This window comes from Rhizobacter sp. (assembly GCF_031412495.1).
Taxonomy (GTDB): domain Bacteria; phylum Pseudomonadota; class Gammaproteobacteria; order Burkholderiales; family Burkholderiaceae_C; genus Schlegelella_A.
Window position 1 is genome coordinate 1 of record NZ_JANODC010000222.1, and the last position, 12,081, is coordinate 12,081.

The 12,081-nt window shown below is 68.9% G+C and carries 12 protein-coding genes and 1 pseudogene; 8 read left to right on the plus strand and 5 right to left on the minus strand.

Going from position 1 to position 12,081, the window contains the following annotated elements; translation table 11 throughout:
* A pseudogene (locus AC30N0_RS08330) lies at positions 1-412 on the minus strand (tyrosine--tRNA ligase); the annotation flags it as partial.
* A gap of 202 nt (positions 413-614) precedes the next feature.
* On the opposite strand from AC30N0_RS08330, the gene AC30N0_RS08335 reads away from it, so the two are divergent.
* Both AC30N0_RS08335 and AC30N0_RS08340 read left to right on the plus strand, forming a co-directional pair.
* Complete coding sequence (locus AC30N0_RS08335) at positions 615-1,997, plus strand: peptidoglycan DD-metalloendopeptidase family protein (protein WP_489517459.1); 1,383 nt, start codon at positions 615-617, stop codon at positions 1,995-1,997.
* A 21-nt stretch (positions 1,998-2,018) separates the two neighbouring features.
* The gene (locus tag AC30N0_RS08340) at positions 2,019-3,152 is read left to right on the plus strand and encodes an anhydro-N-acetylmuramic acid kinase (RefSeq protein ID WP_489517460.1); all 1,134 of its coding nucleotides are present in this window, start codon (positions 2,019-2,021) and stop codon (positions 3,150-3,152) included.
* Between the two features lie 70 nt (positions 3,153-3,222).
* Here the strand turns inward: AC30N0_RS08340 and erpA are convergent, their stop codons facing one another.
* From erpA to rplM, 3 genes are all read right to left on the minus strand, one after another.
* The gene (erpA, locus tag AC30N0_RS08345) at positions 3,223-3,603 is read right to left on the minus strand and encodes an iron-sulfur cluster insertion protein ErpA (RefSeq protein WP_489517461.1); all 381 of its coding nucleotides are present in this window, start codon (positions 3,601-3,603) and stop codon (positions 3,223-3,225) included.
* Positions 3,604-3,742: 139 nt separating this feature from the next.
* Positions 3,743-4,135 carry a 30S ribosomal protein S9 gene (rpsI, locus tag AC30N0_RS08350; RefSeq protein ID WP_489517462.1) on the minus strand — a complete coding sequence of 131 codons (393 nt, stop codon included), beginning with the start codon at positions 4,133-4,135 and terminating at the stop codon, positions 3,743-3,745.
* Positions 4,132-4,578, minus strand: coding sequence for a 50S ribosomal protein L13 (gene rplM / locus AC30N0_RS08355; RefSeq protein WP_489517470.1), 447 nt, complete (start codon positions 4,576-4,578; stop codon positions 4,132-4,134). The genes rpsI and rplM overlap by 4 nt, the downstream gene beginning before the upstream one ends.
* Positions 4,579-4,810: 232 nt before the next feature.
* Between rplM and AC30N0_RS08360 the strand changes: the two genes are divergently transcribed.
* From AC30N0_RS08360 to AC30N0_RS08370, 3 genes are read left to right on the plus strand one after another with little or no spacing between them, the layout of a single operon-like run.
* Positions 4,811-5,563 (plus strand): GNAT family N-acetyltransferase, encoded by a 753-nt coding sequence (locus AC30N0_RS08360; RefSeq protein ID WP_489517463.1) that lies wholly within the window; start codon positions 4,811-4,813, stop codon positions 5,561-5,563.
* A 37-nt stretch (positions 5,564-5,600) separates the two neighbouring features.
* Positions 5,601-6,554 (plus strand): DUF2726 domain-containing protein, encoded by a 954-nt coding sequence (locus AC30N0_RS08365; protein ID WP_489517464.1) that lies wholly within the window; start codon positions 5,601-5,603, stop codon positions 6,552-6,554.
* Positions 6,555-6,587: 33 nt separating this feature from the next.
* Positions 6,588-7,655, plus strand: a complete 1,068-nt coding sequence (locus AC30N0_RS08370; protein ID WP_489517465.1) for a serine/threonine protein kinase — start codon at positions 6,588-6,590, stop codon at positions 7,653-7,655.
* Positions 7,656-7,676: 21 nt separating this feature from the next.
* Here the strand turns inward: AC30N0_RS08370 and htpG are convergent, their stop codons facing one another.
* Positions 7,677-9,569, minus strand: coding sequence for a molecular chaperone HtpG (htpG, locus tag AC30N0_RS08375; protein ID WP_489517466.1), 1,893 nt, complete (start codon positions 9,567-9,569; stop codon positions 7,677-7,679).
* A 148-nt stretch (positions 9,570-9,717) separates the two neighbouring features.
* Between htpG and AC30N0_RS08380 the strand changes: the two genes are divergently transcribed.
* The 3 genes from AC30N0_RS08380 to AC30N0_RS08390 form a co-directional block, all read left to right on the plus strand.
* Positions 9,718-10,503, plus strand: a complete 786-nt coding sequence (locus AC30N0_RS08380; protein WP_489517467.1) for a HipA family kinase — start codon at positions 9,718-9,720, stop codon at positions 10,501-10,503.
* The gene (locus AC30N0_RS08385; protein ID WP_489517468.1) at positions 10,481-10,891 is read left to right on the plus strand and encodes a DUF3037 domain-containing protein; all 411 of its coding nucleotides are present in this window, start codon (positions 10,481-10,483) and stop codon (positions 10,889-10,891) included. The genes AC30N0_RS08380 and AC30N0_RS08385 overlap by 23 nt, the downstream gene beginning before the upstream one ends.
* On the plus strand, positions 10,888-12,081 hold a 1,194-nt coding region (locus tag AC30N0_RS08390; RefSeq protein ID WP_489517469.1), incomplete at its 3' end, for a class I adenylate-forming enzyme family protein. The genes AC30N0_RS08385 and AC30N0_RS08390, both read left to right, overlap by 4 nt.

Here is a 12,081-nt window from a genome sequence, read left to right on the forward strand (position 1 = left end):
ACTCCGAGTTGTAGCGGATCTCGGTTCGCGCCGGGTCGAGCACCAGGCTGGCCTGGGCGTAGTAGGTCCTGGCGTTGGCCTCGATCTGGGCCCGGGTCAGGGGCGGGCGGGTCGTGTTGCGGCCCGACGGGTCGCCGATCAGGAAAATGACGGTGTGACCCAGGTCCTGCAAGTCGCGCAGCTTGTCCAGGACCACCGTGTGCCCGAGGTGGATGTCGGGCGCGGTCGGATCGAGCCCTAGCTTGATCCGCAAGGGAATGTTCGTGACTTCCGAACGGACGAGCTTGGCGACCCATTCCGATTCCGGCAGGAGCTCGCTGCAGCGCCTTCGCGAGATCGCCAAGGCCTCGCGCACCGACGCTGAAACCTCGTGTTTCGACACTTGCCCGGGGGCAGCAGGAAAGGCAGACATTCGGCAGGCTTTTCGGGGAGTCGCTCGGGACAGTGTCGCTATACTGCGCAGCGGCTTCCTACAGCGCCGCCAGAAACGTCCTACACGAGGCCGGCCGAACGTCACGATTCTAGTGGCGCCGGGGCGGTGAAGAGCAACCGAGGCGCCGGGTTCGCACCCGCCGTGCCGCCGACCGGGCAACGCGCTCCGCTGAAAATTGAAATTGCTGTCCACGATCGACATGGCATGGGGCTACGCTGCAGCGCACGTCGCCAGCTTCTCGTCCCGTTATCCGAAGACCCTGGCCAGCACGGTCTCGCTGGGCCTGGCCGGCTTCGCTGCCACGGCCTTCGGCGTGGCGCCGATGGTCCCCGATGTGTCCGCGCTGCCCCAGCGGACGGTGATCGAGAGCGTCGCCACCGCTGACCTCGCGTCGCAGCTCGACGCGCTCGCCGACCACGATCTCACGCTGTTCCGCAACGAGATCACCCGCGCCGGCGACACGGCCGATTCGCTGCTCGCGCGTCTGGCCGTCAGCGATGCGGAAGCGGCGGCCTTCCTGCGCACGGACCCCGTCGCTCGCAAGCTCCTGGACGGGCGCGGCGGCAAGCGGGTCCAGGTCCGGGTCGACTCGACCGGCAGGCTCGACGAGCTCACCGCTCGCTACGCCGCACCCGGCCTTGACAAGCTGCCGACGCACTTCACACGTCTTCGCGTCGAGCGCGTCGGCAACCATCTGGTCGCCTACACGGTGCTGGCACCCCTTGCGTCGCGGCCGCTCATGGCCAGCGGCACCGTGCGCGCCTCCCTGTTCGCCGCGACGGACGAGGCCGGCATTCCCGACAACGTGGCGACACAGATCGCCGAGATCTTCGCCACCGACATCGACTTCCGGCGCGAGCTGAAGAAGGGCGCCACGTTCTCCATCGTCTACGAGGCGCTCACCGCCGACGGCGAGGCGATTACCTGGGCACCGGCGAACGGTCGCATCCTGGCGGCCGAGTTCGTCAACCGCAACCAGACCCACTCTGCCGTCTGGTTCCAGGCCCCGGGCAGCAAGGGCGCCTACTTCGGCCTCGACGGGCAGAGCAAGCAGCGTTCGTTCCTGGCCAGCCCGCTCGAGTTCTCGCGCGTGACCTCCGGCTTCGCGATGCGCGTCCATCCGATCATGAACACCTGGAAGCAGCACAACGGCGTCGACTACAGCGCCCCGACCGGTACGCCGGTCCGCACCGTCGGCGAGGGCGTCGTCGAGTTCTCCGGATGGCAGAACGGCTACGGCAACGTCGTCCACGTCAAGCACGACGCGGACCGCACGACCGTCTACGCGCACCTCAGCCGCGTCGACGTGGCCAAGGGCGATCGCGTCGAGCAAGGCGCGGTCATTGGCGCGGTAGGCTCGACCGGGTGGGCGACCGGCCCGCACCTGCATTTCGAGGTCAAGATCGACGGCATCCAGCAGGACCCGCTGGTCGTCGCCCAGACCTCGCTAGGCGTCGTCATTGCGCCGGCTGCGAAGGCGCAGTTTGCGCAGCTGGCCGAGGGTGCGCGAGCCCAGCTCGCCGTCGCCCAGACCGTCGCTCGCGCATCGCAGCTGGGCGAGTAGCCCGACAGCGCCACGGCGCGCGTGCAGACCTGCTTCATCGGCCTGATGTCGGGCACCTCGCTCGACGGGGTCGACGGCGTCGCGGTCGACTTCGGTCCAGCGGCCGAAACGCAGCCGCTGCGCATCCTCGGCCACGCCCACGTCGGCTTCGGCGCGCCGCTGCAGGCCGAGTTGCTGGCGCTGAACCGGAGCTCCGCGGACGAGATGCACCGGGCGTACCTCGCTGCCAACTCGCTGGCGCGTAGCTACGCCACGGTCGTGGAAGTGCTCCTGCATGAGACGGGGCTGGCGCCTGAGCGATTTGCAGCGGTTGGCTGTCATGGGCAGACCGTGAGGCATCGGCCCGGCGAGTTCGACGGCACGGGCTATACCGTGCAGCTGAACGCCCCTGCCCTCCTGGCCGAGCTTTGCGGCATCGACGTCGTCGCCGACTTCAGAAGCCGCGATGTCGCCGCCGGTGGCCAGGGCGCGCCGCTGGCACCCGCGTTCCATCGGGCGATGTTCGGCCGAGGCGACGCACCGGTGGCCGTGCTGAACCTGGGTGGAATGGCCAACATCACCTGTCTGAGCGGCAGCAAGGGTGCGATCGGCTTCGACTGCGGCCCTGGCAACGCCCTGCTCGATGCCTGGTGCGCAAGCAGGCTGGGGCAGGCTTTCGATCGGAACGGCTCCTGGGCGGCGACAGGCCAGGTGGACGCCAGGCTGCTGCACACACTCCTCGCCGAGCCATTTCTCGCCCAGACGCCACCGAAGAGCACCGGCCGCGACCTGTTCAATCGCGATTGGCTCGATCGACAACTGGATGCCGCAGCCGCCCCTGGAAGGGTCCGGGATGAAGATGTCCAGGCGACCCTTGCCGAGTTCACGGCACGGACCTGCGCCGACGCCTTCCGCTCCCACGCCGGTTCGGCTCAAGAAATGATCGTCTGTGGCGGCGGCGCGTTCAACGGCGACCTCGTGGCCCGGCTTGCCCGATTACTCCTGCCGGCGGCGGTGGTGCCGAGCAGTGCGCGGGGCCTGGCGCCGGATCAGGTGGAGGCAGCGGCGTTCGCCTGGCTGGCGCAGGCTTTCGTGCGCCGATCGCCTGGCAACTTGCCGGCGGTGACCGGCGCTTCCGGGCCCAGGGTGCTTGGCGCCTTGTATCCCGCCGGGTGACCGGCGGCGGCGGGCACAAAAAAGCCGCCTGGCGGCGGCTTCTGGGATCGAGGAGGCCCGCGGTCCTGGATCAGGCGGAAAAGCTGGAGCCGCAGCCGCAGGTCGTCGTCGCGTTCGGGTTCTTGATCACAAACTGCGCACCCTGCAGATCGTCCTTGTAGTCGATCTCGGCGCCGGCCAGGTACTGCAGGCTCATCGCGTCGATCAGGAGGGTGACGCCGTTTTTCTCCATCGAGGTATCGTCGTCGTTGACGATCTCGTCGAAGGTGAAGCCGTACTGGAAGCCGGAACAGCCGCCGCCCTGGACGAAGACGCGCAGCTTCAGGTCGGGATTGCCCTCCTCGTCGACGAGTTCCTTCACCTTATTGGCAGCGCTGTCGGTGAAGACCAGCGGCACGGGTGGCGCATCGGCTTCAGGGGAAGCAGCGATGTTGTCGAGAAGTGCGCTCATGGTCTCTCCTGGAAGGTCCGACCGGCATTATCTGCGATCGAAGGGCGCCGAGTGCGACGCCGGTCATGCGGAGGTGGGCTCCGCGGGCACAAATACAAGAGCCGCCCGAAGGCGGCTCTCGTTCGCGGCTCGACGCCGATCAGCGCTTGCTGAACTGCTTGCGACGACGCGCACCGTGGAGGCCGACCTTCTTGCGCTCGACTTCGCGCGCATCGCGCGTCACGAAGCCGGCCCGGCTCAGGTCGGGCTTCAGGGCAGCGTCGTAGTCGATGAGCGCACGGGTGATGCCGTGGCGCACCGCACCGGCCTGTCCGGTCTCGCCACCGCCGTGGACGTTGACCTTGACGTCGAAAGCGGCATCGTTCGCGGTCAGCACCAAAGGCTGGCGAACGACCATGATGGACGTCTGCCGGCCGAAATAGTCCTCGACCGACTTTCCGTTGACGAGGATCTGGCCGGTCCCCTTCTTGATGAAGACGCGCGCCACCGACGACTTGCGGCGACCGGTCCCGTAGTTCCAGTTTCCGATCATCGGGCACCGTCCTGAAGAATGTCGAGTTTCTTGGGCTGCTGCGCGCTGTGCGGGTGCGTCTCACCCGCATAGACCTTCAGCTTCTTGATCATGGCGTAGCCGAGCGGGCCCTTGGGCAACATGCCCTTGACGGCTTTCTCGAGGGCACGGCCGGGGAAGCGGGACTGCATGTCCTTGAACTTCATGGCCCGGATTCCGCCCGGGTAGCCCGAGTGCCGGTAGTAGATCTTGTCGTCGGCCTTGTTGCCGGTGACGCGGATCTTGTCCGCATTGACTATGACGATGAAGTCACCCGTGTCGACGTGAGGCGTGTAGATGGGTTTGTGCTTGCCGCGCAGGCGGAGGGCGACTTCACTGGCCACCCTGCCCAAGACCTTGTCGGTCGCGTCGATCACAAACCACTCATGCGTCACTTCGGCCGGCTTGGCGCTGAAGGTTTTCATGGGGTCGCTGAAAAAGGAGTACGCCTCTGGGCCGTCGATCGGCACCGCTTCGTCTGGCGGGCTCTCGGTCGGGCCGGATCGCTTTCTCGCCGAGGCAACGAGCGAAAAGCCCATGATTATAGCAGCGGTGCCAGGCTCGGCCGGCCTCGGACAGTAGGCCGGATCCACGGCGTGGTGCACGTCCTCTAAACGTGGCGCCTACACTACGGGAAAACCCTAGTCGAGAACTGCCATGCCCTGCGCCACCACCACGGCCGAGCCGAGTCCAGCCTTGGTTCTTGCTGCCCGCCAGCGCGGGAACGCCCCGGACGACGGCGGCAGCGCCGGAGAGACAGGCAACCCGTCGTCCGCCGGCGGCTCCGGCACGAGCTGGACCTGGGTCCCGATCCGCTCCCTCGGGCCCCGCCACCGCGAACGCATCGTCACCCATCTGCTGGCCCTCGACGAGCGCTCCCGGTACCTGCGCTTCGGGTATGCCGCGTCGGACGCGCAGATCGCGCGCTACGTCGACACGATTGATTTCACCCAGGATGAAGTCTTCGGCATCTTCAACCGCCGGCTCGAGCTGATCGCCCTGGCGCACCTCGCGCACCGCCCTGCGGAACCCGGCCGGGACCGGCCGGCCCAGTCCGAATTCGGCGTGTCGGTGCTGCCCAAGGCGCGCCGACGCGGCTTCGGTGCCCGGCTGTTCGAGCACGCGACGCTGCATGCCCGCAATCGCGGCGTCGGGACGCTGTTCATCCATGCCTTGAGCGAGAACACGGCGATGCTGAAGATTGCCCGCAACGCCGGAGCGACCGTCGAGCGCGACGGTTCCGAGTCGGAAGCGTGGCTGAAGCTGGCGCCGGACAGTCTGGCGTCGCACCTCGACCAGATCCTTGTCGACCAGGTGGCCGAGATCGACTACCGCTTCAAGCTGCGGGCGCGCCGCGCGGAGCCGGAGACCGACCGCCACGCCGACGCCGAACCCGCCGGCGGCACCTAGCGTCTCCGCGAAATTCCGTACACCTCAGGTGCGGTGGATGGGATGGTGCGGGCCGATTCGCCCGCTAACATGCAGGCTCACGCCTGACGGACGTCGCCAGGCCATCACCTCCAAGAGTGAACAGGCCGCCATGCAAGTGAATCCGTGGATCGCAGCGCTGGGCGTCCTCCTGCTGCTTGCGGTCACGGTCTTCGCCGGCATCTGGTTTGTTCGTCGGCCCAAGCGCGCGACGCCACTGCCCACCGAATGGGCGTTGTCGCCACGGCCCGTTTTCTCAGCCGACGAACGAAGGGTCTACAAGCTCCTCCGCGAGGCCCTGCCGCACCACATCGTGCTGTCGAAGCTGCCGCTGGTGCGCTTTTCGCAGCCGACCGATCCGTCCCAGGTCCGGTTCTGGTACGACCTCCTCGGCGCCACCAACGTGACCTTCGCCGTCTGCAGCGCGAACGGCCGCGTCCTGGCCGCGATCGACCTCGACACGGACCGCGGCAATTCGCGCCGCATCCTGCAGATCAAGCAGTCGGTGCTTGGCGCCTGCCGGATCCGGTACCTGCGCTGCCCCGTCGACAACCTGCCCACTGCCGCGGAGCTGCAGTTGCTGGTCCCGAGCAGCACCGCCGCCACGGCGCGGGCGCCGCAGCCCGGCGGCGCCCCGCCTCGGGACCTGCACGAGGCTCGCGACTCGCTCGCCAGCACGGTGGCCAGCCGGCGGGCGCAGCGGAGCGCGCTCTGGCAGGACTCGTCCCTCTTCCAGGACTCCTTCTTCGCCCCGGACAACCGCTACGACAGCCTCGGCAACAGCGAGTTCGCCAGCCTGTCGGCTTCCGCAGCCGGCAGGGCCGCACGCAACGGCGTCGAGTCCCCGGCGGCCGGCGGGCGCAATGGCTCGGCGCGCCACCCCGGGGCGGCCGTCGCGGCGGCGCCCGATGACATCGCAGCGGTGGTGGTGGATGAACCGCCGGTGCGGTCCTGGCGATCGTCGCATCACTAGCCGCCGTCTCCCGGCGCGCCTCGGGCGCCACCGATGAACCCGACCCACGATGGCGCCCTGAACCCGGCAGGCACGCCCTACGCCGGCCTGACGCCGGGCGTGGTGCTGGATGCGCTCGACGGCGTCGGGCTCCGAGGCGACGGACGGCTGATCCAGCTCAATTCGTACGAGAACCGCGTCTTCCAGGTCTTCCTCGAAACGGGCCGGGTCATCGTGGCCAAGTTCTATCGGCCGGCCCGCTGGAGCGACGCCCAGATCCTGGAGGAGCATGCCTTCGCCACCGAGCTCGCGGCGGCCGAGATCCCGGTCGGTGCACCGGTGCCCCTGACCGTTGACCTCGACTCACCGCACGCGGGCAACGTGTCCGCGGTGGGTGCGACGCTCGCGAGCGTCGACATCGAGGCCTCCGGCGCGATCCGCTTCGGCGTCGCGGAGCGGCTAGCCGGCCGCGCGCCTGAGCTGGAGGATCCCGAGGTGCTGCGCTGGCTCGGCCGCTACATCGGCCGGATGCACGCCGTGGGCGCCGTTGCCCCCTTCGCGCACCGCCTCACGCTCGACGTGGCGACCTACGGCGACATCAGCCGGTCGTTCCTGCTCGAGCGCGGCCTCGTCTCCGACGACGTGGCCGGCCGCTGGGACGCGCTCGCCGGGCAAGCGCTCGATCTCTGCCGCCAGGCCTTCGACGCCACCCAGACGCGACGCCTGCGCCTGCACGGCGACTGCCACCCGGGCAACGTGCTGTGGACCGACGCCGGCCCGCACTTCGTCGACCTCGACGACGCCGTCACCGGCCCGGCCGTGCAGGACCTGTGGATGCTGCTGTCGGGCGACCGCGGCGCCATGACGCGCCAGCTCCTCGACGTGCTGGAAGGCTACGAGGCGTTCATGGATTTCGACTGGCGCGAGCTTCGCCTGGTCGAGCCCCTGCGCACCCTGCGCATGCTCCACCACAGCGCCTGGATCGCCCGCCGCTGGAGCGACCCGGCCTTCCCGATCGCCTTCCCGTGGTTCGCCAGCCCCGCCTACTGGGCCGACCAGTGCACGCGGCTCGGCGAGCAGCTGCAGGCGCTTGCGGAACCGCCGCTCGGCAGCCCCGCCTGAAAGGCAGAAGAGAGCAAGCGGCTAGGCGGCGAGCAGTGCGTTGACGCGCCGCACGTAGGCGGCGGGGTCTTCCAGCTGGCCGCCTTCGGCGAGCAGGGCCTGGTCGAAGAGGATGTGGGCCAGCTCGTCGAAGTGCTCGCTGGACTCGAGCCGCTTCACCAGCGCATGGCCGGTGTTGACCTCGAGGATCGGCTGCCCCGCCGGCGCGGCCTGGCCCGCCTGCTTCAGCATGCGCGCGAGGTGCCCGCTCATGTCGCCTTCCTCGACGACGAGGCAGGCCGGCGAGTCGACCAGCCGCGTCGTCACGCGCACGTCCTTGGCCCGGTCTTTCAGCGCCGTCTTCAGTCGCTCGAGGGTGGGCTGGAACGCCGTCGCCGCTTCCTCGGCCTGCTTCTTCTCGGCTTCGTCCTCGAGCTTGCCGAGGTCGACCGAGCCCTTGGCGACGCTCTGCAGCGGATGGCCGTCGAACTCGTACAGGTGCGACAGCAGCCACTCGTCGACGCGGTCGATCAGCAGCAGAACCTCGATGCCCTTCTTGCGGAAGATCTCGAGCTGCGGGCTGTTCTTCGCTGTCGCCAGCGTATCGGCGGTCACGCAGTAGATGGCTTCCTGGCCCTCCTTCATGCGCTTGACGTAGTCGGGCAGCGACACGCTCGGCGTGCCGCCGTCGTCGACCGCCGTCGAATGGAAGCGGTAGAGCTTGGTGAGCCGCTCGCGGTTGGCGAAGTCCTCGCCTATCCCTTCCTTGAGAACGACGCCGAAGTCCTTCCAGAACGCGGCGTACTTGTCCTTGTCGGCCTGGTCCTCGCTTTCGGCCAGCGCCTCGAGCATCGACAGTACCCGCTTGGTCGAGCCTTCGCGGATGCCCTTCACGTCGCGGCTTTCCTGCAGCAGCTCGCGGCTCACGTTGAGCGGCAGGTCGCTCGAGTCGATCACGCCCTTGACGAAGCGCAGGTAGACCGGCATCAGCGCCTCGGCGTCGTCCATGATGAAGACACGCTTCACGTAGAGCTTGACGCCGCCGCGCTTGTCACGGTTCCAGAGATCGAACGGCGCCTTGGCCGGGATGTAGAGCAGCTGCGTGTATTCGCTGCGGCCCTCGACGCGGTTGTGCGTGTAGGCGAGCGGCGCTTCCGTGTCGTAGCTGATCTGCTTGTAGAACTCCTCGTACTGCTCCTTCGTGATCTCCGCCTTCGGCCGAGCCCACAGCGCCGCCGCCTTGTTGACAGGGGCCCACTCGTCCTTCGTGACCTGCTTCTTGGCCTCGGCGTCCCACTCCTCCTTCTGCATCAGGATCGGCAGCGAGATGTGGTCGGAGTACTTGGAGATGATCGACTTCAGCTTCCAGCTGGAGAGGAATTCCTCTTCGCCCTCGCGCAGGTGCAGGACGACGCTGGTGCCGCGCGTGGCATGCTCGATCGACTCGACCTCGAAGTCGCCGGCGCCTTCGGAGCTCCAGCGCACGCCCTGCTCCGCCGGCAGGCCGGCACGACGCGACTCGACCGTGATCCGATCGGCGACGATGAAGCCGGAGTAGAAGCCGACACCGAACTGGCCGATCAGCTGCGCGTCCTTCTTCTGGTCGCCCTCGAGCGCCGTCATGAACTCCCGCGTGCCGCTCTTGGCGATGGTGCCGAGGTGGGCCACGGCCTCCTCGCTCGACATGCCGATGCCGTTGTCGGCGATGGTGATGGTCTTCGCCTCGGCGTCGAAGCTGACCCGCACCTCCAGGTTCGGGTCGTCCTCGAACAGCTCCTCGTTGCCGATCGCCTCGAAGCGGAGCTTGTCGCAGGCGTCCGACGCGTTCGAGATCATCTCGCGCAGGAAGATCTCCTTGTTGGAGTAGAGGGAGTGCGTGACGAGGTGCAGGATCTGCTTGACCTCGGCCTGGAAGGAAAGGGTTTGCTTGTCCATCGGCTGTCTTCTTCTGGTGGGGGGCGGGCGTCCGCCGGGCGCGGGCTGGCCGCGAGCAGCCGGGCCGACATGGCGGCGCGCCGGCCAATTTCAAGGGATGCCGGGGCGAGCCTGCGGCCAGCCCGCGCCTCCTAGAATTGCCCGCTTCATGCCCGGCCTGCGAACCGTCGCCGCAACCCGCTACCTGACGCCGTTGCGGGAAGGCGGCTCGCTGCCCGCGATCGTCGAGGCCGACGACGAGGGCCTCTACGTCCTCAAGTTCCGTGGCGCGGGCCAGGGCGTGAAGGCGCTGGTGGCCGAGCTCCTGGCGGGCGAGATCGGTCGCCGCCTCGGCCTGCCCGTGCCGGAGATCGTCTTCGCGGAGCTCGACGCCGACCTCGCCCGGACCGAGCCGGACCCGGAGATCCAGGACCTGATCCGGGCCAGCGCCGGTCTCAACTTCGCCATCGACTACCTGCCGGGCGCCCTGTCGTTCGACCCGGTCGCCGACGGCATCGACGCCGAGCTGGCCTCGCGAATCGTATGGTTCGACGCCTTCATCGCCAACCTCGACCGCACGCCTCGCAACGCCAACCTGCTGGTGTGGCATCGCCGCCCGTGGCTGATCGATCACGGCGCGGCCCTGTACTTCCACCACGACTGGCCCGCCTTCCCCGCCCAGGCGACGAACGCCTTCCCGCTGATCCGGGACCACGTTCTGCTCGGCGCCGCGACGCGGCTCTCCGAGAACGACGCCGAGATGACGGAGCGCCTGGATGCCCGGGCGCTGCAGGACGTCGTCGCCCTCGTCCCGGACGCATGGCTCGCCGACCCGGGATACGACCCGGGAGCAGGCCCGCCACGCGATGTCTACCTTCGCTTCCTGCAGCAGCGGCTCGCATCGCCGCGCGCTTTCGTCGAGGAGGCCCGCCGTGCCCACGCCATGCACGTATGACTACGCGATCGTCCGCGTCGTCCCGCATGTCGAGCGCGGCGAGTTCGTGAACGTCGGGGCGATCGTTTCGTCCGACGAGCGCGCCTACCTGCGCGCCCGCTTCGACGTCGACGAGGTCCGGCCGCTGGCGCTCGACGCGGCGCTCGACCCGCGCGTCTTCCAGGGCGCGCTCGCTGCGATTGCGGCGATCTGCGTCGGAGGCGCGGGCGCCGGACCGATCGGCCGCCTGGCGCTGCGCGAGCGTTTCCACTGGCTCGTGGCACCGCGCAGCACGAGCATCCAGACCTCGGCCGTCCACACCGGCCGCTGCGACGACCTCGACGCCGCCCTGGAGAGCCTGCTCGAGAGGATGGTGCGGCGGCCGCGGGCGCAGGCAGCACCGCCATGAGCGCACCGACCAGCGATGCGACCCCGGGCGCGAACCTGGCGTATCGCGAGATCGCGGACACGATCCGTGACCATGCCCGGCTGCGGCCGACGCACCCCGCGATCGTCGACGGCTCGGCTTTTCTAGACTACGCCGGCCTCCATGCGCTGATGGACCGCGTCGCCGCGTCGCTGCAGCGCGACGGCGTCGGCGAAGGCGAGGCGATCGCCATCTGCGCTGCGAGCTCGGCCCGCTACGCAGCGATCTTCCTCGGCGCGCTGCGGGCCGGCGTCGTCGTCGCACCGCTGGCGCCGTCATCGACGCCGGCGAGCTTCGCCTCGATGCTCGCCGACGCCAACGCGCGCCTGCTGTTCGTCGATGCCGCGGCGCTCGATGCGATGGGCGGCGGCGTCGATCACGCCACGGCCGGCCCGAGGAAGACTGCCGCGGGGCCCGGCGCTGCAGGGGACCGGCCGGCCTGCATCAGCCTGGACACCATCGCGCCCGGCCCGAGCTTCGACAGCTGGCTGGCCCCTGCCGGCACGCAGCCGCGGGAGGTGACGCTGGCGCCGCAGGCGCCCTTCAACATCATCTATTCCTCGGGCACGACGGGCACGCCCAAAGGCATCGTCCAGCCGCACGGCATGCGCTGGTCGCACGTCGCCCGCGGCGGCCGCTACGACTACGACGCGAGCACGGTGGCTCTCCTGGCGACGCCGCTCTATTCGAACACCACGCTGGTCGTCTTCTTCCCGGCCGTCGCGTTCGGCGGCACGGTCGTGCTGATGGCGAAGTTCGATGCCGAGGGCTACCTCGCGCTCGCGGAACGGCACCGCGCCACGCACACGATGCTGGTTCCGGTGCAGTACCGGCGCATCATGGCCAGCCCGCGCTTCGGCGAGCACGACCTGTCGTCGTTCAAGTTCAAGTTCTGCACCAGCGCGCCGTTCCCGGCCGAGCTGAAGGCCGACGTCGTCGCCCGCTGGCCCGGCGGGCTGATCGAGTTCTACGGCATGACCGAAGGCGGCGGCACCTGCATGCTGGAGGCGCACCTGCACCCCGACAAGCTGCACACCGTCGGGCGGCCGGTGGAGGGCCACGACATCCGCCTGATCGACGAAGCCGGCCACGAGCTGCCGCCCGGCTCGACTGGCGAGGTCGTCGGCCATTCGCCGGGGATGATGACCGGCTACTTCGGCCAGCCGGAGAAG

Excerpts from the sequence above, each read along its gene's own strand:
- erpA (WP_489517461.1), bottom strand. The coding sequence starts at position 3,603 with ATGAGCGCACTTCTCGACAACATCGCTGCTTCCCCTGAAGCCGATGCG.
- rpsI (WP_489517462.1), bottom strand. The coding sequence starts at position 4,135 with ATGATCGGAAACTGGAACTACGGGACCGGTCGCCGCAAGTCGTCGGTG.
- rplM (WP_489517470.1), bottom strand. The coding sequence starts at position 4,578 with ATGAAAACCTTCAGCGCCAAGCCGGCCGAAGTGACGCATGAGTGGTTT.
- AC30N0_RS08360 (WP_489517463.1), top strand. The coding sequence starts at position 4,811 with ATGCCCTGCGCCACCACCACGGCCGAGCCGAGTCCAGCCTTGGTTCTT.
- AC30N0_RS08365 (WP_489517464.1), top strand. The coding sequence starts at position 5,601 with ATGGGATGGTGCGGGCCGATTCGCCCGCTAACATGCAGGCTCACGCCT.
- AC30N0_RS08370 (WP_489517465.1), top strand. The coding sequence starts at position 6,588 with ATGAACCCGACCCACGATGGCGCCCTGAACCCGGCAGGCACGCCCTAC.
- htpG (WP_489517466.1), bottom strand. The coding sequence starts at position 9,569 with ATGGACAAGCAAACCCTTTCCTTCCAGGCCGAGGTCAAGCAGATCCTG.
- AC30N0_RS08380 (WP_489517467.1), top strand. The coding sequence starts at position 9,718 with ATGCCCGGCCTGCGAACCGTCGCCGCAACCCGCTACCTGACGCCGTTG.